The organism is Candidatus Methylomirabilota bacterium (assembly GCA_036001065.1).
In the GTDB taxonomy this organism is placed as follows: Bacteria; Methylomirabilota; Methylomirabilia; order Rokubacteriales; family CSP1-6; genus MNEF01.
In genome coordinates this window covers 1-25,244 of sequence record DASYUQ010000181.1, presented here as the reverse complement: position 1 = coordinate 25,244, position 25,244 = coordinate 1, and the positions used below count along the sequence as shown (strand labels likewise).

At 68.7% G+C, this 25,244-nt stretch carries 27 protein-coding genes, 1 tRNA gene, 1 other RNA gene and 1 pseudogene; 25 read left to right on the top strand and 5 right to left on the bottom strand.

Annotated elements, in window-relative coordinates:
• The 4 genes from VGV13_17840 to dnaA all read right to left on the bottom strand — a co-directional run.
• Positions 1 to 1,448, bottom strand: a 1,448-nt coding sequence (locus VGV13_17840) for a DNA gyrase subunit B (protein ID HEV8642952.1), incomplete at its 3' end; no start/stop codon positions are given.
• A 94-nt stretch (positions 1,449 to 1,542) separates the two neighbouring features.
• Positions 1,543 to 2,604, bottom strand: a complete 1,062-nt coding sequence (gene recF / locus VGV13_17835; GenBank protein HEV8642951.1) for a DNA replication and repair protein RecF — start codon at positions 2,602 to 2,604, stop codon at positions 1,543 to 1,545.
• 34 nt (positions 2,605 to 2,638) lie between these two features.
• Positions 2,639 to 3,733, bottom strand: a complete 1,095-nt coding sequence (dnaN, locus tag VGV13_17830) for a DNA polymerase III subunit beta (protein HEV8642950.1) — start codon at positions 3,731 to 3,733, stop codon at positions 2,639 to 2,641.
• Between the two features lie 164 nt (positions 3,734 to 3,897).
• Positions 3,898 to 5,226 carry a chromosomal replication initiator protein DnaA gene (dnaA, locus tag VGV13_17825; protein ID HEV8642949.1) on the bottom strand — a complete coding sequence of 443 codons (1,329 nt, stop codon included), beginning with the start codon at positions 5,224 to 5,226 and terminating at the stop codon, positions 3,898 to 3,900.
• Positions 5,227 to 5,472: 246 nt separating this feature from the next.
• Here dnaA and rpmH point away from each other — a divergent pair, with 246 nt between their 5' ends.
• The 23 genes and pseudogenes from rpmH to VGV13_17710 all read left to right on the top strand — a co-directional run bounded on the left by rpmH (position 5,473) and on the right by VGV13_17710 (position 24,211).
• Entirely contained in the window at positions 5,473 to 5,607 is a 135-nt protein-coding gene (gene rpmH, locus VGV13_17820; GenBank protein HEV8642948.1) for a 50S ribosomal protein L34, read from the top strand.
• A 20-nt stretch (positions 5,608 to 5,627) separates the two neighbouring features.
• Positions 5,628 to 5,957: pseudogene (rnpA, locus tag VGV13_17815) on the top strand (ribonuclease P protein component).
• Positions 5,954 to 6,193 (top strand): membrane protein insertion efficiency factor YidD, encoded by a 240-nt coding sequence (yidD, locus tag VGV13_17810; protein ID HEV8642947.1) that lies wholly within the window; start codon positions 5,954 to 5,956, stop codon positions 6,191 to 6,193. Before rnpA ends, yidD begins: the two are co-directional and overlap by 4 nt.
• Before the next feature lie 2 nt (positions 6,194 to 6,195).
• Positions 6,196 to 7,929, top strand: coding sequence for a membrane protein insertase YidC (yidC, locus tag VGV13_17805; GenBank protein HEV8642946.1), 1,734 nt, complete (start codon positions 6,196 to 6,198; stop codon positions 7,927 to 7,929).
• A 1,056-nt stretch (positions 7,930 to 8,985) separates the two neighbouring features.
• Positions 8,986 to 9,768 (top strand): AAA family ATPase, encoded by a 783-nt coding sequence (locus VGV13_17800; GenBank protein ID HEV8642945.1) that lies wholly within the window; start codon positions 8,986 to 8,988, stop codon positions 9,766 to 9,768.
• A complete protein-coding gene (locus VGV13_17795) occupies positions 9,761 to 10,597 on the top strand; it encodes a ParB/RepB/Spo0J family partition protein (GenBank protein ID HEV8642944.1) in 837 nt (278 codons plus the stop codon). Before VGV13_17800 ends, VGV13_17795 begins: the two co-directional genes overlap by 8 nt.
• Before the next feature lie 4 nt (positions 10,598 to 10,601).
• Positions 10,602 to 11,684 (top strand): tRNA 2-thiouridine(34) synthase MnmA, encoded by a 1,083-nt coding sequence (gene mnmA, locus VGV13_17790; protein HEV8642943.1) that lies wholly within the window; start codon positions 10,602 to 10,604, stop codon positions 11,682 to 11,684.
• A 109-nt stretch (positions 11,685 to 11,793) separates the two neighbouring features.
• Positions 11,794 to 12,381, top strand: coding sequence for a F0F1 ATP synthase subunit B (gene atpF / locus VGV13_17785; protein HEV8642942.1), 588 nt, complete (start codon positions 11,794 to 11,796; stop codon positions 12,379 to 12,381).
• The gene (gene atpH, locus VGV13_17780; protein ID HEV8642941.1) at positions 12,378 to 12,926 is read left to right on the top strand and encodes an ATP synthase F1 subunit delta; all 549 of its coding nucleotides are present in this window, start codon (positions 12,378 to 12,380) and stop codon (positions 12,924 to 12,926) included. The genes atpF and atpH overlap by 4 nt, the downstream gene beginning before the upstream one ends.
• 28 nt (positions 12,927 to 12,954) lie before the next feature.
• Positions 12,955 to 14,481, top strand: a complete 1,527-nt coding sequence (atpA, locus tag VGV13_17775; protein HEV8642940.1) for a F0F1 ATP synthase subunit alpha — start codon at positions 12,955 to 12,957, stop codon at positions 14,479 to 14,481.
• Positions 14,482 to 15,360 (top strand): ATP synthase F1 subunit gamma, encoded by an 879-nt coding sequence (gene atpG / locus VGV13_17770; protein HEV8642939.1) that lies wholly within the window; start codon positions 14,482 to 14,484, stop codon positions 15,358 to 15,360.
• On the top strand, positions 15,357 to 16,778 hold the full coding sequence (gene atpD / locus VGV13_17765) for a F0F1 ATP synthase subunit beta (GenBank protein HEV8642938.1): 1,422 nt from the start codon (positions 15,357 to 15,359) through the stop codon (positions 16,776 to 16,778). The genes atpG and atpD overlap by 4 nt, the downstream gene beginning before the upstream one ends.
• Positions 16,779 to 17,189, top strand: coding sequence for a F0F1 ATP synthase subunit epsilon (locus tag VGV13_17760; GenBank protein HEV8642937.1), 411 nt, complete (start codon positions 16,779 to 16,781; stop codon positions 17,187 to 17,189). It abuts the gene before it with no gap.
• 129 nt (positions 17,190 to 17,318) lie between these two features.
• Positions 17,319 to 17,705: a response regulator gene (locus VGV13_17755; protein ID HEV8642936.1), complete on the top strand. Its 387-nt coding sequence runs from the start codon at positions 17,319 to 17,321 to the stop codon at positions 17,703 to 17,705.
• The gene (locus tag VGV13_17750) at positions 17,690 to 18,382 is read left to right on the top strand and encodes an HD-GYP domain-containing protein (GenBank protein ID HEV8642935.1); all 693 of its coding nucleotides are present in this window, start codon (positions 17,690 to 17,692) and stop codon (positions 18,380 to 18,382) included. Before VGV13_17755 ends, VGV13_17750 begins: the two co-directional genes overlap by 16 nt.
• Positions 18,383 to 18,440: 58 nt before the next feature.
• A complete protein-coding gene (locus tag VGV13_17745; GenBank protein HEV8642934.1) occupies positions 18,441 to 19,196 on the top strand; it encodes a hypothetical protein in 756 nt (251 codons plus the stop codon).
• A 1-nt stretch (position 19,197) separates the two neighbouring features.
• Complete coding sequence (locus VGV13_17740; protein HEV8642933.1) at positions 19,198 to 20,715, top strand: ATP-binding protein; 1,518 nt, start codon at positions 19,198 to 19,200, stop codon at positions 20,713 to 20,715.
• Between the two features lie 34 nt (positions 20,716 to 20,749).
• The gene (locus VGV13_17735) at positions 20,750 to 21,028 is read left to right on the top strand and encodes a DUF507 family protein (GenBank protein HEV8642932.1); all 279 of its coding nucleotides are present in this window, start codon (positions 20,750 to 20,752) and stop codon (positions 21,026 to 21,028) included.
• Entirely contained in the window at positions 21,028 to 21,303 is a 276-nt protein-coding gene (locus tag VGV13_17730; GenBank protein ID HEV8642931.1) for a DUF507 family protein, read from the top strand. The genes VGV13_17735 and VGV13_17730 overlap by 1 nt, the downstream gene beginning before the upstream one ends.
• Positions 21,300 to 21,875, top strand: coding sequence for a UbiX family flavin prenyltransferase (locus tag VGV13_17725; GenBank protein HEV8642930.1), 576 nt, complete (start codon positions 21,300 to 21,302; stop codon positions 21,873 to 21,875). The genes VGV13_17730 and VGV13_17725 overlap by 4 nt, the downstream gene beginning before the upstream one ends.
• 12 nt (positions 21,876 to 21,887) lie before the next feature.
• Positions 21,888 to 22,634: a glycosyltransferase family 2 protein gene (locus VGV13_17720; GenBank protein ID HEV8642929.1), complete on the top strand. Its 747-nt coding sequence runs from the start codon at positions 21,888 to 21,890 to the stop codon at positions 22,632 to 22,634.
• Complete coding sequence (locus VGV13_17715; protein HEV8642928.1) at positions 22,631 to 23,653, top strand: Gfo/Idh/MocA family oxidoreductase; 1,023 nt, start codon at positions 22,631 to 22,633, stop codon at positions 23,651 to 23,653. The genes VGV13_17720 and VGV13_17715 overlap by 4 nt, the downstream gene beginning before the upstream one ends.
• Positions 23,654 to 24,076: 423 nt before the next feature.
• Positions 24,077 to 24,211 carry a hypothetical protein gene (locus VGV13_17710; GenBank protein HEV8642927.1) on the top strand — a complete coding sequence of 45 codons (135 nt, stop codon included), beginning with the start codon at positions 24,077 to 24,079 and terminating at the stop codon, positions 24,209 to 24,211.
• A 65-nt stretch (positions 24,212 to 24,276) separates the two neighbouring features.
• Here the strand turns inward: VGV13_17710 and VGV13_17705 are convergent.
• A tRNA-Leu gene (locus VGV13_17705) sits at positions 24,277 to 24,363 on the bottom strand.
• Between the two features lie 32 nt (positions 24,364 to 24,395).
• On the opposite strand from VGV13_17705, the gene smpB reads away from it, so the two are divergent.
• Together smpB and ssrA are read left to right on the top strand one after the other, a co-directional pair.
• The gene (gene smpB / locus VGV13_17700; GenBank protein ID HEV8642926.1) at positions 24,396 to 24,875 is read left to right on the top strand and encodes an SsrA-binding protein SmpB; all 480 of its coding nucleotides are present in this window, start codon (positions 24,396 to 24,398) and stop codon (positions 24,873 to 24,875) included.
• Positions 24,876 to 24,887: 12 nt separating this feature from the next.
• Positions 24,888 to 25,244, top strand: a transfer-messenger RNA (tmRNA) gene (gene ssrA, locus VGV13_17695).

Here is a 25,244-nt window from a genome sequence, read left to right as displayed (position 1 = left end):
TCGAACTCCTCGGGCCCGATGCCCGTCCCCATCGCCGAGATGAGGAGGCGGATCTCGTTGTGGGAGAGGACCTTGTCGTAGCGGGCCTTCTCCGCGTTGATGATCTTGCCGCGCAGCGGCAGCACGGCCTGGGTCCGCCGGTCGCGCCCCTGCTTGGCAGAGCCGCCGGCCGAGTCGCCCTCCACGATGAACAGCTCCCGGTGCTGGGGCTCGCGCTCGGAGCAGTCGGCCAGCTTCGCGCTCAGGCCCTCGTCGTCCACGCCCTTCTTGCGCGTGAGCTCGCGCGCCTTGCGCGCCGCTTCGCGCGCCTGGGCCGCCCGCACGCACTTCTCCACGATCTTCCGGGCCGTGGTGGGATCTTCTTCGAAGGCCTCGGCCAGCTTGTCGTTGACGATCTGCTGGACGAGCCCCTTGATGTCGGTGTTGCCGAGCCGGGCCTTCGTCTGTCCCTCGAACTGCGGCTCGGGCAGCCGCACCGACACCACCGCGGTGAGGCCCTCCCGGACGTCATCGCCGGTGACCCCGCCCTTGAACCCTTTCAAATAGCCGTTGGCTTCGGCGTAGCTCGAGATGCGCCCGGTCACGGCCGCCCGGAACCCGGTGAGGTGCGTGCCCCCCTCGCGGGTATTGATGTTGTTGGCGAAAGCGAAGACGGCCTCCTGATAGCCATCGTTGTACTGCAGCGCCACCTCGACCTCGGTATCGCCCTTCTTGCCCTCGAAGTAGAGCACCTTGGGATGAATGGGCGTCTTGTTCTGGTTGAGGTGCTTGACGAACTCGACGATGCCGCCCTTGTAGAGGAAGGTGTGGCTGCGCCCGTCCCGCTCGTCCTCGATGACGATCTTCAGCCCACGATTGAGGAACGCCAGCTCGCGCAGGCGGTTCGAGAGCGTGTCGAAGGAGAAGCTCGTCTCCTCGAAGATCTTCGGGTCGGGCTTGAAGTGGATGATGGTGCCGTGCTTGGTGGTCTTCTCGCCCTCCGTGAGCTCGGTGACGGGGACGCCGCCGTGCTCGTAGCGCTGGGTCCAGACGCGCCCGTTGCGGCGGATCTCGACCTCCAGCCACTCGCTGAGCGCGTTCACGACCGACACGCCGACGCCGTGGAGCCCGCCGGAGACCTTGTAGGCCGAGTGCCCGAACTTGCCGCCGGCGTGGAGCGTCGTCAGCACCACTTCCGCCGCCGGCCTGCCCGTCTCCTTGTGGAGATCGACGGGGATGCCGCGGCCGTTGTCACCGACCGAGCAGGAGCCGTCGGAGTGCAGGATGACCTTGATGCTGTCGCAGTGCCCGGCCAGCGCCTCGTCGACCGAGTTGTCGACCACCTCGTAAACGAGGTGGTGCAGGCCGTAGGCGCTGGTGTCGCCGATGTACATGGCGGGGCGCTTGCGAACGGCCTCCAGCCCCTCCAGGACCTTGATGTCGCTGGCCGTGTACGTGTCGGCGCTCATATTCCCGGAGGGGAGCTACGCCCCCCTTCCGGACCTCCCCCCGTGGGATTGCGCGGCAGAGCCGGCGCTCGATCAGGCCGATGAGAAAGCCCGCTCATGCTGCCGCCACCTCGCCTTCCGTCACGATCCAGCGCGCGCCGGGACCGGCCGGCAGCGGCTCGGGCGAAGTCAGGAAGACCTGCTCGGCCGTCTCGATCTCGCAGAGCACAGTCTGCCGCACCTGCGGATCCAGCTCCGAGAGGGCGTCGTCGAGGAGGAGCACCGGCGTGGTGCCGACCGCTTCCCTGATGGGCAGCACTTCCGCGAGGCGGAGCGCCAGCGCGAGGAGACGCTGCTGGCCGCGGGAGCCGTAGGCGCGCGCATCCACGCCGTCCAGCTCGATCGCGAGGTCATCACGGTGAGGACCGACCAGCGTCTGACCACGCTGTAGCTCGGCCGCCCGCGCGCGCTCGAGGGCCGCCAGAAAGGCGGCGGGCTCGGTCGCCTCTCCCAGCGAGGCGCGATAGCGGATTTCCACCTTATGACTTCCCCCCGCCAGGTTCGGGTAGATCCGCGCGATCTCGGTCTGGAGCGCCGCCGTGGCGCGGCGACGCCGGTCGATCAGCTCCATGCCCACGGTGGCCAGCTGCTCGTCCCAGGGCGCTAGCCGCGCCGCCAGCGCCGTCTCGGACACGCGCTGCTGGAGGAGATGGTTCCGCCGCGCGAGGATCTGCCGGAACCGGCCGAGCGCCGCCCGATGACTGGCGTACAGCCGCGCGGCGAATCCGTCGAGGAAGCTCCGTCGCGCCGCCGGCCCGCCGTGGAGGATTTCCAGATCCTGCCATCCGAACGCCACCGCGCGGGCCCACGGGCAGTCCTCCCCCGCCCCGCACCAGACACCGTTGTCCAATCGCCGGATCGTCCGGCGCACCGTCCTGGCGCCATCCGCCCGCCGTAGCTCACCGGCGACAGAGGCCTCCTCGGCACCCCAGCGCGGAATGTCTCCAACGCGCGCGGTACGGAACGAGCGGCCGGTCAGGAGAAATCCGAGTGCTTCGAGGAGGTTTGTCTTGCCCCGGGCGTTGGCCCCGGTCAGGAGATTCAGCCGTGCTGAGGGACTCCAAGAGAGGGTGCGATGATTACGAAATTCAAGCGTTTGTATCCATCCAATTTGCACCCTCTAGCACCTCGATTCAGGGCGAAAAACCTCGCTAAATACGCATGGGCATTATAACACAGCAGTACCCCTCATCCTGAGCGCCTCTGAGCACGCCCGGGCTCAAACCATCCTTGAATTCGAAGACGACGTCGTCGTTTTCCATCGGCGCCAGCGCCTCGAGGATGTAACGCGAGTTGAAGCCGATGGCGACCTCGCCTCCGCTGTAATCGACCTCCAGCATCTCCTCGGCCTCGCCCATGTCGTGGCTGGCCGCCGAGAGCGTGAGCGATCCCGGGGTGAGCACGAGCCGCACCGGCTTGTTCCGCTCCTCGGCCATGACCGACACGCGTCGCAGCGCTGCGGCCAGGGCCGGACGCGCGATCGCCAGCCGCCCGGGTTGGTTGCGCGGCACCACCGCCTCGTAGTTCGGGAACTGTCCCTCGATGAGCCGGGCCGTCATCACGAAGTTGGGCATCTGCATCACGAACTGGTTCTCCGTGATCGCGATCTGGACGTCCTCCGTCCCCCCGAGGACCCGCATGATCTCGGCGACCGCCTTGCGGGGGACGATGCCCGTCACCCCGCCCAGCCCGTGCCCGATGCCGCGGGTCGAGACCGCGAGCCGATGGCCATCGGTGGCCACGAACCGCACCTCCTTCGGCTGGATTACGAAGAGGACGCCATTCAGCGCAAAGCGGCTCTCGTCGTGGGAGACGGCGAAGACGGTCTGGGAAAGCATCTCCCGCAGGGTCTTCGCTTCCATCGTGAGCCAGGCCCGCGGGGCCGCCGGAACGACGGCGGGAAAATCGTCAGGCGGCATCCCGACCAGACGGTAGTTCACGCCGCCGCACCGGAGCGTGACCGCCGCGTTGTCACCAACCTTCAGGCTGAGGCTGGCCGCCGGCAGCTCCTTCACGATCTCGGAAAGCTTCCGGGCCGATACTGTGATCGCGCCCTTGGTCGCCACGCGCGCAGGAACGGACACGCGGGCGCCGACCTCGAGGTCCGTCGCCGTAAGACGCACGGTCTCCCCGTCGGCCTCCAGCAGCACGTTGGCCAGGATCGGCAGGGTCTGCCGCGGCTCGACGATGTTGTGGACCATCTGCAGTCCCTTGAGGAACGCGTCACGCTCGAGAACTACGTCCATGAAGGTTCTCCCGTTTTAAAAGAGAAAGAAAGACAACAGCGTAGTCGGAGTAGCCGTCAAACGGTGTGGATAGGGCTCGGGACGGGAAAGGCTCGGTGCCACCGGCGTTTCTCGGGCACGCCCGGTGGGGATAAGCGGGTGGACGGCAGCGGCGGCGCTGTGGATCACAACTGGACCCCCTGGATAAGTCCCTCGATGGTCTTGCGAAGTTTGGGGTCATCCTGCATGAGCGTCTGGATCTTGGTCACCGCGTGGAGAACCGTGGTGTGGTCCTTGCCGCCGAAGGCCCGTCCCACCTCGGCCAGCGAAGCGTGGGTGAGATGGCGCGCCAGGAACATGGCGACCTGGCGGGGGAAGGCCACGGCCTTGGTGCGGGTCTTGGCCTTGAGGTCGGAGAGCTTCACGCCGAACACGTCGCAGACCTTACGCTGGACCTGCTCGATCGTGATGATCCGCTCCTCCTCGCCCCAGAGGTCGGCCAGGACCTCCTGGGCGAGGTCGACGCTCATCTCGCGCCCGGTGAGCGCGCAGAAGGCGATCATCCGCGTGAGCGAGCCCTCCAGCTCCCGGATGTTGGACTTGATCCGCCCGGCGATCAGGTAGGCGACGTCGTCGGGCAGCCGGACCCGTTCGAGGGCCGCCTTCTTCTTGAGGATGGCCACGCGCGTCTCGAAGTCGGGCGGCTGGATGTCGGCGATCAGGCCCCACTCGAAGCGCGAGCGCAGGCGTTCCTCGATCTCGGGGATCTCCTTTGGCGAGCAGTCGCTGGAGACGATGATCTGCTTCCGGGACTCGTAGAGGTCGTTGAAGGTGTGGAAGAACTCCTCCTGCGTCCGCTCCTTGCCCGAGATGAATTGGATGTCGTCGATGAGGAGCAGGTCGATCGTCCGATAACGCGCCCGGAACTCCGCGGTGCGATCGTAGCGGATCGCGTTGATGAGTTCGTTGGTGAAGCGTTCCGACGAGAGATACACGACCGTCAGGCCAGGGAAGAGGTGGACCGACTGGTGACCGACCGCGTGCAGGAGATGGGTCTTGCCGAGGCCGACCCCGCCATAGATGAAGAGAGGGTTGTAGGCCCGGGACGGCAGCTCGGCCACCGCCTGGCAGGCCGCCTGGGCGAACTGGTTCGAGGACCCGACGACGAAGGTGTCGAACGTGTAGCGGGGGTTGAGCCCCTCGCTCCGTCCCCCGCCCGGGCTGGCGTGACCCGGCGTCTGGGACATCGGGCTGTCCATGGCCGGCGGCGGGGTCTCGTCGACGACGATGGAGATGCGCGGGTGGCCTCCGACGCACTCCTGGGCGGCGAGCTGCAGGGTTTCGAGATGGTGCTGGGCCAGCCAGTCCCGGGAGAACCTGTTCGGGGCACCGATCCGGAGGTGGTCACCCTCTACCGCCATGAGATGGCAGGGGCGGATCCAGGAATCGAGCACCGCCGGGGGCAGCCGCCGCCCGGCAGCCTCGAGAAGGCGCGCCCAAAGGCTATCTAACACAGCGCGAAACCTAACTTACACACACAGTTATCCACACGTGTGGATAGCCGTGCGCATCTCCAGGCAGGAATATCCGGGCTGAAGCCGACGAACATCAGGAGCCAATACGTCACCCGACCGAGCTTTCAAGGATGGCGAAACTTAGCACACGGAAAAACCGGGTCGCAAGGGGCTTGGCCATTTGACTTGCCCGCGCGCGATGCCTACACTACTTCGGCTCTACGACCGGAAAAGGGAGCGGCGTTCATGAAGCGGACGTTTCAGCCGAATCAGCGCCGACGCAAGAAGACGCACGGCTTCCGCGCGCGCATGAAGACCAAGGGTGGCCGGAAGGTTCTCAAGCGCCGGCGGGCCAAAGGCCGGAAACGGCTGACCGTCTAACGGGCCGCTTCCCTCGCAGCGAGCGGTTGACCAGCAGCGCCGAGATCCAGGCGCTCTTCGAGCAGGGCAAGCGAATCGATCGACTGGCGCTGACTATACTCTGGAGTGCTGCAGGGCGGCCGCGGCGGGTGGGCTTCGCCGTGACCCGCCAGATCCGCGGCGCCGTGCGGCGCAACCGGGCCCGGCGCCGGCTCAAGGAGGCGTTTCGGGCGGCGCGCGATGCCGCCCCCGGACGGGTCACGCTGGTCGTCATCGCCAAGCGTGGCGCGCTCGACGAGTCACTCCCGGTACTCACCGCCCAACTTCGGGACGCGCTCGGGGCGATCCCCGGAATGAGGACACCCGCGTGACGCTGGCGACACGCGCTGCCTTGGTCGCAGTGGGCGCGTACCAACTGCTCGGTTCGCCCTTTCTGGGAAGGCACTGCCGGTTCGCGCCCACCTGCTCGGAATACGCGCGGGGGGCCCTGATCGACCATGGAGCCCGGCGGGGCGCCTGGCTCGCGCTCCGCCGGCTGCTCCGCTGTCACCCGTTTCATCCGGGAGGATACGACCCGCCGCCGCCCGCGCGGCCTCGCCCAGCGTGACGATGGAAAAGCGAGCTGCCCTGGCGTTCGCTCTGAGCATCCTCCTGCTGGTCGCGTACCTCTGGGTCCAGGAGAGGTTCTTTGCGCCCAGCCCACAGCAAGAGCGCTCGACCTCCAGCCGCGAGCCCGTACCGGTCTCCCCTTCCCCGACCGCGCCGGCCGCCGCCCGGCAGCCCATCGTCCCGGCGCCCGCCCCGGGCCCGGCGGAGGCCCCTGCTCGCCAGGCCACCGGGCCGCCCGCGCCTCAGCGGACGGCCACCGTCGAATCGCCCCTTTACCGCGCGGTGGTGAGCAGCGCGGGAGGCAAGCTACAGGACTGGACGCTCAGGTATCGCGGTGACAAGCCGATGGTCGTCATCGGAGAGCTGGGCCCGGCTGGGCTCGTCGTGGGTCCGGCCGAGGGCACCTCCGGCGATCCCCTGCCCATGACCGTGCGCCCCGACGCCTTGGTGCTGCAGCCGAGCCGGCCGACCGGGGAGCTGCTGCTGACGGGCGAGGCCGGCGGCCTCAAGATCAGCGAGACGCTGCGATTCCGCGCCGACACCTACACCATCGACGCGCTCCTCCGTGTCGAGAATCCTTCGAGGTCGCCACGGACCTTCGCGCTCGCGCTTCCCTGGATCTTCCGGCATTCCCCGAAGGCACCGTCCGAGAGATTCTCCGGACAGCGCCCTGCGGAAGTCGTGTGGTCGACGGGCGGCCAGGTCGAGCGGGTGGACGATCTTTCCGCTGTGGGCACGCACGTGATCGATGGGGCGTGGGTCGCCCTGGGCAGTACGTGGTATCTGGCGGCGCTCATTCCGAAGACATCCGGCTTCAAGCTGGTGGCGGCCGGCGACACGAGGAATGAGGGAGGCAAGAACGGTGAGTACCGCGTGACGATTGCGGCGCGCGCGACGGCGACCCTGACCCCAGGCCAGGCCTGGGAGGGCCACGTGGTGATGTACGTCGGGCCGAAGGAGTACGACCGGCTGGAGGCGAACGGGCTCGAGGGCACCTTGAACTTCGGTGGCTTTCCCCTCCCCCGCCGGTATGGCGGCCTTCCCATGGAATGGCTCGGCGTGCCGATTCTCAAGCTGATGAACTGGCTCCACCGGTACGTCGGCAACTACGGCGTCGTCATCATCATCCTCACGGTCATCTCGAAGGTCCTCTTCTATCCGCTGACCGTGAAGAGCATTCGGTCGATGAAGGCGATGCAGACGCTGCAGCCGCAGGTCAATCAGCTGCGGAGCAAGTACAAGAGCGATCCGCGTAAGCTCCAGGAGGAGACGCTGGCGCTCTACCGCAAGTACAAGGTCAACCCGATGGGCGGCTGCCTGCCGATGGTCGCGCAGGTCCCGATCTTCTATGCGCTCTACCTCGCGCTGTCCGTCTCGGTCGAGCTGCAGAACGCGCCCTTTCTCTGCTTTTTCCGCGCCCCGTCCTGGGTGCCGGGGATCGGTGGCGCCCACCTTTGGGTGTGCGATCTGGCCAGTCAAGACCCGACCTACGTGCTGCCGATCCTGATGGGCGTGTCGATGTTCGTCCAGCAGAAGATGACGCCTACCACCGGCGACCCCCGGCAGGCCAAGATGATGCTGGTGATGCCGTTCGTCTTCACGTTCATGTTCCTGAACCTGCCCTCGGGGCTCGTGCTCTACTGGTTCGTGTCCAACGTGCTTCAGATCCTCCAACAGTGGTGGATGGAGCGGTCGCGGGCAGGTCGCCCCGGAAAGGAGGCCGCGGGGGCGTGAGGCCGGCCGCTCTCTCGAGGGCGCGAGCAGGGAGAGGCCGACTGGTGGTTGTTGCCCGGAGCCTCTCGTGAGGAGCGCCCAGTCCAGGCTGAGCGAAGGAGCGGGAAAGATTCTCGGGCGGCCGCTGAGCCCCGCAGAGTCCACTAAGTTCAGTAACTACATGTATTTACTGACTAAATGGGGCTCAGTTCACCGCCTTGTTGGATCGACGGATCCCTTGTGGATTGTCGAGACCCTCTTCCTCGACAGCCTCCTCTATCTTCGGGTTCTCCCCCCGCAGCTTCAAGCCGTGATGGATCTCGGAGCAGGTGCAGGACTACCCGGGCTTCCGATCAAGATCGTACGATCTGAAATCCGTCTGACTTTGGTCGAGCCCCTCCAGCACCGGGTTTCGTTTCTTTCGACCGCGATCAGGGAACTCGGGCTCTCAGAGGCTCGGGTTGTGAACGCCCGAGCCGAGGACCTAGGGGAAGAATTCCTGGCGGCGTTCGACGCGGTGGTGATGCGGTGTGTCGCGCGACCTGACGCAGCGCTTCGCCTGGCGGGGAGGTTCGTAGCTCCCGGGGGGGTCGCCGTCGTGTCTGGTCCGCCTCGTGAGCATGCCCTCCGTCAAGGGCGCTGGGTCACGGTCCCCGGCATCACATCGGGAAAGGTTAGACGGTTCGCTCTTCTTTCTCGGCCCAACCCCTGAATGTTGGCCGTGGAACATGTGAGGCGCGACGGAAATGTATACACTTGACTAGTAATGTTGGTCGTGGAACACTTCGCCGACCCCTTTCATGGATGCTTTTGACCTCGGCTATGTTATTGGCCTGATCGTAGGCGAAGGCAGCTTTACCGGGGATCGCCGAGATGGGTGTCTTACGGTCAAGCTCCACGAGGAGGACCCGGAACCTTTGGAAAGGCTGAAGCAGGTCTTCGGCGGAAGGGTTTATGGACCGTATGCCCACTAGGGGCGTCGCTACCGTGTCTGGATGCTTTGCGCAAGCCACGTCAGCTTGAGGCGTGGGCGGCGAGGTACGGCTTTGTCAGCCGGCGCAAAGCGCTCTCACGCACTTGCACCAAAGAGGCGGATCAATCGGTAGGACCATCGCGGTCGTAAACCAGAAGGGAGGCGTGGGCAAGACCACGACCGCGGTCAACGTCGCCGCGGGGCTCGCGCTGGCCGAGCGCCCTACCCTCCTCGTCGACCTCGACCCACAAGGTAACGCGACCACCGGGCTGGGGGTCGAGAAGTCCGGCCTGAACCCGACGGTCTACCACGCCCTCCTCGGCAGTGAACCCGTCGACAAGGCCGTCCGCCAGACCGGTCTTCAGGCCCTTCACCTGTTGCCCTCGGACATCGACCTGGTCGGGGCCGAGATCGAACTCGTTGGACTGGAACGCCGGGAGCATCGGCTACGGGATACCCTCACGACGATTCTCGCCCGCTACGAGTTCATCATTGTCGATTGCCCGCCCTCGTTGGGCCTGCTCACCATCAACGCGCTCGCGGCCGCTGATCGGGTGCTCGTCCCGCTCCAGTGCGAGTTCTACGCGCTCGAGGGGCTTGCCCACCTCCTCAAGACGATCAAGCTGGTCCGCGAGCGGCTGAATCCGGCGCTCCGCGTCCTGGGGATCGTCCTGACGATGTTCGATGGGCGGACGAGTCTCGCGTTGCAGGTTCGCGACGAGGTGCAGAGATATTTCCCGGGCGAGATCTTTGAGACGGTCATCCCGCGCAACGTGCGGCTCAGCGAGGCGCCGAGCCACGGCAAGCCCGTCATGCTCCACGATCTGCGCTCCAGCGGAGCGATCGCATACCTCGAGCTGACGAAGGAGGTCCTCCAGCATGAATAAACGTGGGCTCGGGCGCGGCCTGGACGCGCTGCTCGGCTCGGCCTCCTCGTCCACCGAGTCGTTGACAGAGATCCCAGTCGATCAGATCGACGCCAACCCCCGGCAGCCGCGCAGGGCCTTCGATCCAGCGTCGCTCGACGAGCTGGCGAAGTCGCTGAAGAGCGCGGGGATGATTCAGCCCGTCGTCGTCCGGCGGACGCCGGAGGGTCGCTGGCAGCTCATCGCCGGCGAGCGCCGCTGGCGCGCGGCGCGCCAGGCGGGGCTCGAGCGTATTCCCGCCGTCGTAAGGGAGGCGACGGACGCCGAGAGTCTCGAGCTGGCGCTGGTGGAGAACCTCCTCCGGGAGGACCTCAACCCGATGGAGGAGGCGGACGCGTATCAGCAGATCGTCACGGAGTTCGGCTGGACCCAGGAGGAGCTCGCCCAGCGGGTGGGGCGCGATCGCAGCACGATCGCCAACTGTCTGCGACTGCTCAGGCTGCCGCGGCCGATCCAGGAGGATCTGCGCGCCGGGCGGCTCACGATGGGCCACGCGCGCGCGCTGCTTTCCTTGACGGACCCCGCGGAACAGTTGAAGCTGAGGGACGAGATCCTCGCCCACTCCTGGTCCGTGCGGGCGACGGAAGAGGGCGTCGAGAAGCGACGCGCGCTGCCCTCGCCGGCGCGCCGGCGCTCGGTGGAGCTGGCGGCGCTCGAGGAGGCGATGCAGCGCGCGCTCATGACGCGCGTGAAGATCCGGGGCACCGAGCGTCGGGGCCGGATCGAAATCACGTACGCGACCCCGGACGAGCTGGAGCGTCTGGCGGCGACTTTCGGGATCCGAGTCTGAGGCGATGAGAGAGCGCATCGTAGTAGCCATGAGCGGGGGAGTGGATTCCTCCGTCGCGGCGGCGCTCCTGGTGGAGCAGGGGTACGACGTCGTCGGCGTCACGCTGCGCGTCTGGCCCTGGCAGGAGGCCGCGGATCCCGCGCAGCGCTTCGGCAGCTGCTGCGGCACCGAGGCGACCGACGACGCCCGTCGGGTCGCGCGGGCGCTCGGCATTCCGCACTATCTCCTCAACGCCGAGGCCGAGTTCGGTCGGGCCGTCATCGACCGGTTCGCGGACGACTATCGCGCCGGGCGAACTCCTGTTCCGTGTGTGGCCTGTAATAGTGAACTAAAGTTCGGATCACTCCTTCGGCGCGCTGCCGCCTGGGACGCCACTGCCGTCGCCACCGGACACTACGCGCGGGTGACGCGCGACGGCGCGACGGGACGCCACCTGCTCTGGAGAGGGCGCGACGTCCGCAAGGACCAGACCGACTTTCTGTGGCCGCTCACGCAGGCCCAGCTGGCGGCCGCGCGCTTTCCCGTGGGCGACCTGACGAAGGATGAGGTGCGGGCCTATGCGCGCCGCCTGGGGCTGGCCACGGCGGACAAGCCCGAGAGCCAGGAGATCTGCTTCGTGCCCGATGACGACTACCGCGGCTTCCTCAGGCGCCGCGATCCAGACGTCTTCCGAGCCGGCGCCATCGTCGACCGGCGCGGGACCGTGCTCGGCACCCACGGCGGCCTGGCGAACTACACGATCGGCCAGCGGAAGGGGCTGGGGCTGGCCACCGGCCGGTCACTCTACGTCCTTGACCTCGATCCCGGCACGAACACGGTGACCGTCGGGGCCGCCGCGGACCTGGAGCGGACGCGCCTCAGCGCGCGCTCCGTGAATTTCATCGCGTGCGAGCGGCCGAGGGAGCCGCTTCGCGTGGAGGCGAGGATCCGCCACAACCACGCCGCGGCGCCGGCGTCGGTGCGCGCCCTCCCGGACAGTGCGGCGGAGGTGGTCTTCGACGTGCCGCAACGGGCGGTCACGCCCGGGCAGTCGGTCGTCTGGTACCGGGGCGACCTCGTGATCGGGGGGGGCATCATCACGCGCTGAGAGCGGCGACACGGTTGAGTTGACGCGCGACGCGTCGCGTGATAGTTTTCACAATCGCTTGTGCGTGACCCGGTGATCTGATTCGGCGGCTCGACGGGGAGACCTCCTCATGCATCAGGGACGACGCCTGTGGCTCGGCGGGCTCGTGTGCGCCGTCGTCGTGCTGGGACCCGAAGCGCTGTGGGCGGCGAGCCAGGAAGGCGACCACGGCGGGGGGCTGATCAACCTCGACAAGTCGCTGATCGTCCAGTTCGTCAATTTCCTCATTCTGCTGGCGATCCTCTGGCGGCTCTTCTACCGGCCGTTCCTGGCCAAGATGGAAGAGCGCACGGCGGCGATCAAGAAAGCGTTGGAGGAGGCCCAGGCCGCGCGCGCCGCCGCGGCGCGCCAGCAGGAGGAGAACGAGGCCCGCCTGCGGCAGGCCCACGCCGAGGCGGCGGCGATCCACCAGCAGGCCCTCAAGGAAGCGGGCGAGGAGCAGCGGCGGCTGGTCGATGCCGCCCGGAAGGAAGCGCAGCGGCTCGTGGAGTCGGCGAAGGCGCAGACGGACGCCGACATTCGCCGGGCCCGGGAAGAGTTGCGCCGGGAGGTGGCCGAGCTGTCCACCGCGGTGGCGGAGAAGCTGATCCGGAAGAGCCTGCGCGACGACGACCACCGGCGCATCGTCGACGACGCCATCGCCCGCCTCGCACGGTGAAGTCGGGCCGGGCCGCCGCCAAGCCGTACGCGCGCGCGCTCCACGATCTCGCCACGGAGCGCAACCAGACCGACGCCATCGCCCGCGAGCTGGAGGCGGTGGCGGAACTGGTCGCAGGCGAGCCGCAGTTGCACGCCTTCTTCGCGCGGCCCTGGGTGTCGGCCTCGGCCAAGCAGGCCGTGGCGGTGGAGCTGGCAACGCGCCTGGAGCTCTCGCCGCTGGCGCGCGACTTCGTCGCGCTGGTCGCGTGCCAGGGGCGGGCGGACCATCTCCAGGCGATTGCCGCCGCCTACCGCGACCTGGTGGACGAGGACCGGGGCCGGGTGCGCGCTCGGGTGCGTACGGCGGTGCCGTTGACTCCGAGCGAGCGCGAGCAGCTCCAGCAACGGCTCGGTCGGGCGCTGAACGGCAAGCAGGTGCTGCTGGAAGAGGTCGTGGACGACCGACTGCTCGGCGGATTCATCACCGAGGTCGACAGCTTCATCGTGGACGGGAGCCTGGACGGGCAGCTCGCCCGGCTGAAGGAGCGGCTCGCGCGCGGCTAGGCGATTCGAGGTCACAGAGAGGGCAGCGATGATCAAGGCGGGAGAGATCAGCGAGCTCATCAAGCGCCAGCTGGCGGGCTACGAGGCCGAGATCGACCTCCAGGAGGTCGGCCGCGTTATCGAGGTCGGCGACGGCATCGCGCGCATCTACGGCCTGGAGAAGGCGATGGCGGGGGAGCTGCTTGAGTTCCCCGGCGACGTCGTGGGCATGGTCCTCAACCTCGAGCAGGATCAGGTGGGGGCGGTGCTCCTCGGCGAGGACAGGCTGATCAAGGAAGGCGACATCGTCAAGCGCACGAACCGGATCGCCCAGGTCCCCGTGGGCGAGGCCCTGATCGGGCGCGTCGTCAACGCGCTGGGGCAGCCGGTGGACGGCAAAGGCCCCATCAACACCACGGAGGCCCGGCCGATCGAGCGCTACGCGCCCGGCGTGGTGGACCGCCGCTCGGTGAAGGAGCCGCTCCAGACCGGGCTCAAGGCGATCGACTCGATGATCCCGATCGGGCGCGGCCAGCGCGAGCTGATCATCGGCGATCGCGGGACCGGCAAGACCGCGATCGCCGTCGACACGATCATCAACCAGAAGGGCCAGGACGTCTTCTGCTTTTATGTCGCCGTCGGGCAGAAGCGCTCCACCGTGGCTCAAGTGGTCAAGGTCCTCGAAGACGCTGGAGCGATGAGCTATACGACCGTTGTTGTGGCCTCGGCCTCCGAGCCGGCGCCGCTCCAGTACATCGCTCCCTACGCCGGGGTGACGATGGGGGAGTACTTCCGCGACTCCAAGCGCCACGCGCTGTGCATCTACGACGACCTCTCCAAGCACGCCGCGGCCTACCGGCAGCTCTCGCTGCTGCTCCGACGGCCGCCCGGACGCGAGGCGTATCCCGGTGACGTTTTCTATCTGCACTCTCGCCTGCTGGAGCGCGCGGCGAAGCTCAACGACACGTTGGGCGCCGGCTCGCTCACCGCGCTGCCGATCATCGAGACCCAGCTGGGGGACGTCTCGGCCTACATCCCGACCAACGTCATCTCCATCACCGACGGCCAGATCTACCTCGAGGGCGACCTCTTCTATGGCGGCATCCGGCCGGCGGTGAACGTCGGTCTCTCGGTCTCGCGGGTCGGCGGCTCGGCGCAGCTCAAGGCGATGCGCCAGGTGGCCGGCAAGCTCCGTCTCGACCTCGCGCAGTATCGCGAGCTGGCCGCCTTCGCCCAGTTCGGCTCGGACCTCGACCGGGCGACCCAGGCCCAGCTCGCGCGCGGCCAGCGCATGGTGGAGATCCTCAAACAGGGGCAGTACCAGCCCCTCCCGGTGGAAAAGCAGGTCGCGATTATCTTCGTGGGGACGCAGGGCCTGCTGGACGACCTCCCGGTGGACGCCGTTCGGGGATTCGAGGAGTTCTTCTACGGCTGGCTCGAGCGCAAGCAGCCCGGCATCCTCGCCGAGATCCGGGACAAGAAGGAGATCGGCGATGCGCTGCGGGCCGAGCTCACGAAGGCCGTGACCGAGGCCAAGGCGGAGTTCGTGGCGGCCAAGGGGATCAAGGCGGCGTAAATGGCGACGCTGCGGGACATCCGGCGACGGATCCGGTCCGTCCAGTCCACGCAGAAGATCACGCGCGCCATGAAGCTGGTGGCGGCGGCGAAGCTGCGCCGCGCCCAGGAGCGCATCCTGACCGCGCGGCCTTACGCCGGCAAGATGGCTGAGCTGCTCGGCAATCTCGTGTCGGCGGCGGGGAGCGACGGCGCGCCGCATCCGCTGCTCGAGCGGCGCGAGGGGCCGCGGCGGCAGATCGTCGTCATCACCGCCGACCGGGGGCTGGCCGGCGCCTTCAACTCGAACATCATCCGCCACGCGCTGCCCTTCATCCGCGAGTCACGCCAGCCCGACGTGACGCTGGTGGTGGTCGGCCGCAAGGGGCGCGACTTCTACCGGCGCCGCCCGTGGGCGATCAAGCGCCAGATGGTGGGCTTCTGGGACCGCCTGGCCTTCAGTCACGCCCAGGAGCTCGCCGACTTCTTCATGCAGCAATATCTGGACGGCGAGGTAGACGAGGTCCACCTCGTCTATAGCGAGTTCCGCTCCGTCGCCGTCCAGCGTCCCCTGCGCCAGCAGCTCCTGCCCATCCCGCGAGGGGAGGCCGGGGCCGAGGGGTCGCCGGCCGACTACATCTACGAGCCGAGCCCGGAGGCGATCCTGGGCGACCTCCTTCCGCGCCACGTGCGGACGCAGGTGTTCCGCGCGCTCATGGAGTCTCTGGCCGGCGAATACGGCGCCCGGATGACCGCCATGGAGGCCGCCACCAAGAACGCGTCCGAGATGATCGACGTGCTGACCATCCAGTACAACAAGGCGCGTCAGGAGAAGATCACCAAGGAGCTGCTCGACATCGTGGGCGGCGCCGAGGCGCTCAAGCAAGGAGCCGAAGCATGAGTGAGGGGAAGATCGTCCAGGTCATCGGGCCTGTGGTCGACGTCGAGTTCGAGCCGGGGCGGCTGCCGGCGATCTACAACGCCCTCGAGGTGGAGGGCGTCGAGAACAAGGACATCTTCTCGTACTCCCAGAAGCTGGTGCTGGAGGTCGCCCAGCACCTGGGCGAGAGCACGGTGCGGACGGTGGCCATGGCCTCCACCGACGGCCTCACGCGGGGCAGGGCGGTCAAGGACACCGGCGGGCCGATCACGATCCCCGTCGGCAAGGAGACGCTCGGCCGCATCCTCAACATTATCGGCGAGCCGGTGGACAAGGGGCCGGCCATCCAGGCCAAGAAGCACTATCCCATCCACCGCCCGGCGCCGGACTTCGAGCAGCAGTCCACGAAGGTCGAGATGTTCGAGACCGGCATCAAGGTGGTGGACCTGCTGGAGCCGTATACGAAGGGCGGGAAGACAGGATTGTTCGGAGGAGCAGGGGTCGGGAAGACGGTCCTGATCATGGAGTTGATCAATAACATCGCCAAGCAGCACGGCGGGATTTCGGTCTTCGCCGGCGTGGGCGAGCGCACGCGCGAGGGCAACGATCTGTACCAGGACTTCAAGGACTCGGGCGTGCTCGGCAAGACGGCGCTCATCTTCGGCCAGATGACCGAGCCCCCCGGCGCCAGGCTTCGGGTGGGCCTCACGGGGCTGACCGCCGCCGAGTACTTCAGAGACGAAGAAGGGCAGGACGTCCTGCTGTTCATCGACAACATCTTCAGATTCACCCAGGCGGGATCCGAAGTGTCGGCGCTCCTTGGCCGCATGCCCTCGGCCGTCGGCTACCAGCCGACGCTGGCCACCGAGATGGGCGCGCTCCAGGAGCGAATCACCTCCACCAAGAAGGGCTCCATCACCTCCGTGCAGGCCATCTACGTCCCGGCCGACGACATCACCGACCCGGCGCCGGCCACGGCGTTCGCCCACCTCGATGCGACGACCGTGCTGAGCCGATCGCTCACCGAGCTGGGCATTTACCCGGCAGTCGACCCGCTCGCCTCGACCTCGCGGATCCTCGACCCTGCGATCCTCGGTGAGGAGCACTACCAGACGGCGCGGGCGGTGCAGTCGATCTTGCAGCGGTACCGCGACCTCCAGGACATCATCGCCATCCTGGGCATGGAGGAGCTGAGCGACGAGGACAAGCTCATCGTGGCCCGCGCCCGCAAGATCCAGCGCTTCCTCTCGCAGCCGTTCTTCGTGGCCGAGGCCTTCACCGGCCAGCCCGGCCGCTACGTGAAGCTCGCCGACACCGTGAAGTCCTTCAAGGAGATCGTGGGGGGCAAGCACGACGAGCTGCCCGAGCAGGCCTTCTACATGGTGGGCGACATCGACGAGGCGATCGACAAGGCCAAGAAGCTCCGCGAGGTCGCCTGAGTGGCCGAGGGCCTCACGCTGGAGATCGCCACACCCACTCGTCTGGTCGTCTCCGGGGTCGTCGACGAGGTGGTGGCGCCGGGCATCGAGGGCTACTTCGGCGTGCTGCCCGGCCACGCGCCGTTTCTCACGACGCTCGGGGTCGGTGAGCTGACCTACCGCAAGGGCAGGGAGGAGTATCACCTGGCCGTCGCCGGCGGCTTCGCCGAAGTTCGCAACGACAAGGTGATCGTCCTCGCCGACAGCGCCGAGCGTCCGGAGGAGATCGATCGCGCGCGCGCCGAGCGGGCGCGCGAGCGGGCCGAGCGGCGTCTCAGTGGGCGGACGGAGGAGGAAGTGGATTACGCGCGGGCGGCGGCGGCGCTGTCGCGCGCGCTCACGCGCCTGCAGGTGGCCAGCCGCACCCAGTAGCCTCGACTGCTGCCCAGAAAACTGGGCACGGTGCCCAGTGCCGACAGCAGCCGCGCCTCGTCCTGAACGCTAACCGCGCGCCGCTCCGTCGCCGCGTCCCCGGCATGATCCTTGCGCCTTGGCCGGGGCATGCCGAACGTCCTGATCGTCGATGACGAGCCGAACATCGTCGAGCTAGTCCGCGTCACGCTGGAGGACGACCGTGTCCGGGTGCTCGAGGCGGCCGATGGCGCCACGGCGCTCGCCGTCGCGGCGGAGGCGCGCCCCGAGCTGATCCTCCTCGACGTCAACCTCCCCGATCTCAGCGGCCTCGAGGTCTGTCGCCGTCTGCGACGGGATCAGAGACTGGCCGAGACCCGGATCGTGATGCTGACCGCCGCCGCGCAGCGCGAGGACGTGGCGGCTGGCCTCGCCGCCGGCGCCGACCAATATCTGACGAAGCCATTCTCCCCCGTGCGCCTGATCTCGCTCGTGGAGGCGCTGCTGCCCAACGCGACACTATGGGTGCGCGACTAGCCTCCAGGTCCAGCGACGACCTGGCTCTGGCCTACCGGCGGCTCAACGCGGCCTATGCGCAGACGCTGCGCTATGCCGAGGACGTCCGTCAGCTGTACCAGCGCATGCAGCGCGCCATCTGCCAGTCGCTGCTGGGCCTGGCGAATGCGCTGGAGGCGAAAGACCCGTACACGCGCGGCCATTCGGAGCGGGTGGGGGCGTGGAGCCACCGGCTCGCCGGAGCCCTGGGGCTGGCCCCCGACGACGTCGAGACGATCGCGCAGGCGGGGCTGCTGCACGACATCGGCAAGATCGGCGTGCCCGAGTCGATTCTGGGCAAGCGGGGGCCGCTCGATGCCGACGAGTGGGCGGCCATGCGCCGCCACCCGGTGATCGGCGCCCAGATCGTCGCGCCCTTCGAGTTCCTGGGCAGCGCCAGCCTCACGATCCGCCACCACCACGAGCGGTACGACGGCAGCGGCTATCCGGACGGGCTCGGCGGAGAGGCCATCCCGTTGGGCGCCCGCATCGTCGCCGTCGCCGACGTGTACGACGCGCTCACGTCCGATCGTCCCTACCGCGCCGCGCTCAGTCAGCCGGAGGCGATCGGCCTCCTCGTCGCCGAGGTCGGCCGCACGCTCGACGAGCGCGTCGTCACCGCCTTCATCCGCCTCAGCCAGGATCGTGTGGGCGCTTGAGTCGTCTCATCGACCCCCGCGGGGTCGGTGGCTCCCCGGCGCGCCCGCGGCGCTTGTTGTGATCCTGGGAGCGGGTCTGGCGGCCTGTGCTGTGCTCGCCGCCTGCGGCTGGTTCCCCGCCGCTGCGCTCCGGGTCGCCGCGTTCACGGCCGGCCACGGCGTCTTGCTCGGCACGGCGCTGGGCTGGGCGGGGGCGGCAAGTAGGCCCGCGTGGAACCCGGCCGGCGCCATGCTGGTCGTCGTCGCTCTGCTCGCGCTGGCGGCGACGGCGACGGTGTTCGATCCGCGCGGTGCGCTCGCGTATCTCGCCATCCCGGTGTGGCTCCTGGCCCTCGCGGCCCGCGGCCGGCTGATCCCGCTCGGCATCGTTCGCCCGATGCCGCTGGCGGCGGTGCCGATCGGCTTCGCCATCGGCGCCGCGCTGGGCGGCCACCTGTTGCTGTCCGCGGCGCTTACGCTGCACTACTCCGTGCGGCAGGACGGGCTCGGGCTCTACCTGGCCGCGATCGCCTACGACGTCGGCGCCAACATTCCCTCGGGCGAGGGCTTCTTCCGCGGCGCGCTGTTCAACCGCGCCCAGCGACTGTCGTCGTTCGCCAGCGGCGCCACGCTCTCGACGGCGGCGTACCTCGCGCGCTACCTGATCGATCCGCTGCTTCCCGGGACGGTGGAAGTGATGATCGGAGCCGTCGTCTACCTCACGCTGCTGAGCGTCGCCAATGCCTGGCTCCTCTGGTGGTCCGGCAGCCTGGTTCCGGCCATCGCCAGCGCGCTCGTCTTCTTCGCCGCGTATCGGATGCTGGGGGTGGGGTGACGTGGGCGCCGAGGTCGCGTCGGCGGCCATCCGGGGAATGTCACCCCGCGCGCTGGCCTCGGCCGCGGCCCTGACGCTGGCCCTGGCGGCCATCGCCGCGCTGGCGCCGTCGCTGGACCCGGGGCCGGCGTCGCCATTTCGCCACCTCTACGGGGGGCCCGTCGTCGTAGCCGCCCTGCGATTCGGAGCGATCGGTGGAGGGCTGGCCGCGATCGCCGCGGTCCTGCTCCAGGCCCCGCGGCTGCTGGCCCACCTCGCCGACGCCGGCCTGTCGGCGATCGTCGTCGACGATCTCATCACGTATCTCACGCTCCTGGGGCTGGGGCCGCTGGTCGGCGCGCTCGCTGGCGACGCGCGTCGGCAGCGGCGATGGTACGAGACGCTGCTCGCGACCCAGCGCGCGCTGGCTGACGAGGCGCCGCTGCCGACGGCGCTAGCACGGCTTCGCGGCGTGCTCCTCGGGCGGCTCCCGGGCGCGGAGATCGCGCTGGCTGTCCGGGACGGGCCGCGCCTCGCGGTGGCGGGCGGCGAGACCGTCGGGCCCGGCTCGGCGGTCGCGGCCGTGCTCGACACGGGCGCGCCGCTCTTCGTGCCGGACGTCGGGGACGGGCCGCGGCCGCGGCGGGCGCTCGTCGTCCCGCTGCTGGCCCAGGGGGAGACGATCGGCGCGCTCTGCGTCGAGCGCGTGGGCGAGGTCGGCCGGCGTGAGCGCGATGCGCTGCTGACGCTGGGGGTCCATCTGGGAGTTGCGCTGGAAAACGCGCGCCTGGCATCGCGCCAGCGACGGTTCACCGACGAGCTGGCGGAGAAGGTGGGGGGGGCGACCCGCCATCTCGAAGCCATGGACCGGGCCAAGTCCGCCTTCGTGGCGACGGCCTCGCACGAGCTGAGGACGCCCCTCACGGCGCTGCTGGGCTTCAGCGAGATGCTGGCGACCCGACCGTTGGGCGGCGACGAGGTCCGGCGACTCGCCAACATCATCCGGTCCGAGACCGACCGGTTGGCACGCATCGTCGACGACCTTCTCGATCTCTCCCGTCTGGAGCAGGGGCTGGCGCCGCGGCTGGCCCGCCGCCCGGTGGCGGTGGCGCCCGCGGTGGTGGCGGCCGTGAGCCTCTTTCGGCATCGCGCGACCCACCGGCTCAGCGTCGAATGCGAAGAGCCGTTGCCCCCCGTGGACGCCGATCCGGACGCGCTCGACCGGATCTTGAAGAATCTGGTCTCCAACGCCATCAAGTATTCGCCCGCCGGCGGCCTCGTCAGCGTTGACGTGCGCGCGGTCGGCGCGTGCCTGGAGTTCTCCGTCGCCGACGAGGGCCGCGGGATCGCCGCCGAGGCGCTCCCGCGGATCTTCGAGCCCTACTACCGCGCGCCCGACGCGTCGGACGCCGCGCGGGGCGTGGGGCTGGGCCTCGCCGTCGTCAAATCACTGGTGGACGCTCACGGCGGGAGCATCCGCGTCGCCAGCGCGCCGGGCCAGGGCACGCGCGTGACCTTCGCGCTGCCGGCCGTTCCTTGACACCCTGCGTCGAGGGCGGTAATCTTTTGTGGCTATGCCTCGGCGCGAAGTAGTCGCCCAGCGAATGGCCGATGCGGTGGTGAAGCGACTGACGACGCGGAAGGTCGTCGAGGTGAAGGACGAGGCGGCCGCGCGCGCGGCGATCCGTCATGTCGTGCTCGACAATCTCCTCGGCGAAGAGCAGATCGAAGCCGATGCGCGCAAGCTGCTCATGGATCACGCCAAGGCCATCAAGGAGTCGGCGGCCGACTACCGCGCGCTGTTTGGCAAGGTGAAGGAGAAGCTGGCCCGCGAGCGAGGGTTCATCCTCTGATGCGGATGAGCCGGGAGCGGATCTTCTACCTCGCCGACCTGATCGTGAAGGAGCTGGGCATCACGCCGGGCGTGACCATCAAGGCGCCCGACGACCTCCGCCCGGAAGTGGTCCGCGTGCTCACCGAGGAGTCGAAGCTCGAAGAATCCATCGACGGCGAGGTACGCAAGATCCTCGCCTCCTACTCGCGGCCGATGCCCGAGGGCAGCCGGGAGTGGGAGATCCTGTACCAGAAGACACGCGAGGAGGTCTTCCGGCGCAGGTTCCGTCTGTGAGGCGGCTGGTCGTCGCCATCACCGGCGCCACCGGATCGATCTACGGCATCCGGCTACTCGAGGTGCTCCGTCGTTACAACGACGTGGAGACGCACCTCGTCATCTCCAGTTCCGGCAAGCGCACGATCGTGGAGGAGACCGACTACGCGGTGGCGGACGTGGAGGCACTGGCCACGCACCGGTACGACAACAACGACATCGGGGTGTCGATCGCCTCGGGCTCCTTCCGGACGGCCGGCATGGTCATCGCGCCCTGCTCCATCAAGACCGCGGCGGCGGTGGCCGCCTGCCACTCGGAACACCTCGTCGCGCGGGCGGCCGACGTGACGCTGAAGGAGGGCCGCCCCCTGATCGTGCTGGTGCGCGAGACGCCGCTGCACGTGGGTCACCTCAAGTGCATGCTGGCGCTGGCCGAGATGGGGGCCGTGGTCCTGCCCCCCATGCCGGCGTTCTACAGCCGCCCCAAAGAGCTGGATGACATCGTCAACCACACCATCGCCCGCGTGCTCGACCGCCTGGATCTGCCGCAGACGCTCGTCTCCGAGTGGCAGGGGACGCATCCCCGCGTATAGCGGAACCGCGTGGTGCTCAACCTTTCTGTCGTCATCCCCGCCTACAACGAGGAGGAGAGTCTCGAGCCTCTCTGGAGCGAGCTCCGTCCGGTGCTCGAGCTGCTCGGGCTCGACTTCGAGGTCATCTTCGTGGACGACGGCAGCCACGACCGCAGCCCGGAGATCATCCGGGGATTCCGCGAGCGTGATCCCCGCGTCCGACTGGTCCGGCTGAAGGCCAACGCCGGCGAGAGCGCCGCCACCGACGCCGGGTTCAAGGCCGCGCGCGGGCGCTGGGTGGTGACGATGGACGCGGATCTGCAGAACGACCCCGCCGACATTCCACGCCTGCTGGCGCAGCTCGATCGGTGGGACGCCGTCACCGGGTGGCGGATGAATCGGGCGGCCGGCGATTCCGTTCTCCGGCGCGCGTCCGCCCGCATCGCCAACCGCGTCCGCAACTGGGTGAGCGACGAGAGCATCCAGGACAGCGGCTGCACGTTCCGGGCGTTCCGGTGCGAGTGCCTGCGCGGGCTCACGCTCTACCGCGGCTTCCATCGGTTCATCCCGACGCTGCTGCGCATGCGCGGATATCGGATCCTGGAAGTGCCGGTCGACCACCGGCCGCGGCGGTTCGGGCGGTCGAAGTACGGCGTCATGAACCGCGCCATCGTGGCCCTGCTGGATCTCCTCGCCGTCCGCTGGATGAAGTCCCGCCTCCTCCGCTACGAGATCGCCGAGGATCTGGGCGGCGACCCTGTCCGCGAGGAGGCGCCGTGAACGTCCTCCTGGTCGGGCTGGGGCGCTGGGGGGGAAAGCATCTGCGCGTGCTGCGGGAGCTGGGCGCCACGCTGTGGGTCGCCGACGTCTCCCCGGAGCGGCGCGCATGGGCGGTCGCCCAGGGGGTGGACGCGGGGCGTGTCGCGGCCGACTACCGCGCGGCCCTGGAGCGCGTCGACGCGGTCGACATCGTCACCCCAGCCGACAGCCATTTCGGGATCGCCGAGGCCTGCCTGAAGGCCGGGCGCCACTGCTTCGTGGAGAAGCCGCTGACGGCGACGGCCGCCGAGGGGCGGCGCCTGGCGGCGGAGGCCCGCCAGAGCGGCCGGGTGCTCCAGGTCGGTCACATCCTGCGCTTCCACCCTGTCACCACCGTGCTGCGGGAGGCGCTCGCCGCCGGCCGTCTCGGCGCCGTCCGCTTCGCCACGGGACGGTTCTCCGGCTTCAAGCGGCCGCGCACCGACGTCGGCGTGACCCAGACCGACGCGATCCACTACTTCGACCTCTTCGCGCACCTGTTCGGTCGGGCGGCGACCAGCGTGGCCGGCGTCCAGCGCGACTATCTGGGCCGCGGGCTCGACGACTTGTCGGTCACCGTGGTGACCTACGGCGAGCTCCCGGCGATCATCGAGGCGAACTACTTCGCTCCTGGCGCGTATCGGGAGTGCGTCATCGTCGGCGAGCGGGGAAGCCTCGTCGCCGACTACGCCGCCTCGACGGTGACGCTCCACGAGGGCGAGCACCGCCGGACGGGCGCCGGGTGGGAGGCGGTCGACACCGGCAAGGAGAACCTTCCCACCGGCGGCGTCGAGCCCTTGCGGGCCGAGCTGGAAGCGTTTCGCGACGCGTGCGCGGGGCGTCGGCCCAACCCGGTGCCGGCCGAGGCCGGCGTGAGCGCGCTGGAGGTGGTCGAGGCGGCCGCGGTCGCCGCCCGCCTCGGTCGGACGGTCGCCCTGGAGGAAGTCGCCGAGCTACGGCCCCTTCAGCGTTGCCCTCCAGGCGCTCACCAGCTGTATTAGCGTGCTGGGCTCGGTGGCGCGCAGGCGCTCGACCCGGTTGGTGTAGGCCAGAAGGGCCTCGGCGCCGAAGAGCTCGACCCGCTCGACCTCGGCAAACGGCGCAAGCTCCGGGGCCGACAGCCCAGGATGTCGGCGGCTTGGATCCAGTTGATCTCTCCGCTCATGGCCCGCAGGATGACCTCGCGCATCGTCATTGCCCGCTCCACTGCCTCCGGGGGATAGAGCATGGCCGACCTCCCGATCGGCCATTAAGTGCCATCCCCGGGGCCCTACGGCGGACAGATCACTTGCTCTCGAGAGCGGACAGATCATGCGCTCTCTACACGGAGTCGCGGCTTGCGCTTGAACGGCGGCCGGCGCCCTGGTACTCTCCCGTCTCCCATGACCCCGGGCTGCCCTCCTGGGGCTCTGAAAGGAGCACTGATGGACTTCGTCCTCGCCATCGTCGCCGTGATCAGCGTCCTGCTTGCCGTCTGGGGCAAGGTGGACTACGACAACAAACGCGAGCCGCGCCCCCCGACCGAGCAGACGCAGGACATCTGGACGGACGTGGGATGACCGGGACCAAGTTGGAGGTGGCCAGGACCGCCCGGGAGTCACTGCCCTAACTCGCTGATCTTCTTTGGTGCCGAAGGGGGGACTCGAACCCCCACACCCTTGCGGGCACATGACCCTGAATCATGCGCGTCTGCCAATTCCGCCACTTCGGCCCGTGCGGCGTCGTTCATAATACCTTTCGCGAATGGCCAGTCAAGGGGACGGAGACCGCACGGTCGCGACGAACCGGCGCGCCCGGCACGAGTACGAGATCCTCGAGACGATCGAGGCCGGCCTCGTGCTGCGCGGGACCGAGGTCAAGTCGCTGCGGGGGGGCCTGGTGAACTTCAAGGACTCCTACGCGACGATCCGGAACGGCGAGGGGTGGCTGGTCGGCTGCCACATCAGCCCCTACAGCCACGGCACCGACGCCAATCACGCCCCCGAACGTGACCGCAAGCTCCTGCTCCATCGCCGGGAGATCGGCCGGCTCACCGGCAAGACGGCCGAGCGCGGGTTGACCATCGTGCCCCTTCGTCTATACTTTAAAGGCGGCCGCGCGAAGGTCGAGCTCGGTCTGGCGCGCGGCAAGAAGCTGCGCGACAAGCGCGCGACGCTCCGCGAGCGCGAAGTGCGGCGTGAGATGGACCGGGCCGCGCGCGAAGGGCGTCGCGGCCGGTGGTGACGCCACCAAGGAGGGGGCGACAGGCTTCGACGGGAGCCAGTGAGGTCCAGGCTGCGTCTCGAGGTTTCTCTCCCCTCGTTAATAAGAGAGAACGGTATAGCTGCCGACACACAGCTAGCTCTGGCGGCCTAACACCCGCCAGCGTCCGCCAGGTTGAGCCATCAGGGCCTGGGAACGGACGTCATACCCTGGTGGCTGGCTCCGAACCTGGCCTCAGGGGAGGGGCGAGAACATTGAGGCTGGTCCCGCGGTCCTCCTGCCGGCTGGAGGGGCGCGGGGCGAGAGAGCAGCAAGATAGACCGGCTATCGACGTAGACGCCTGCGGCTGAGGGTTTCCGGACGTGGGTTCGATTCCCACCGCCTCCACCA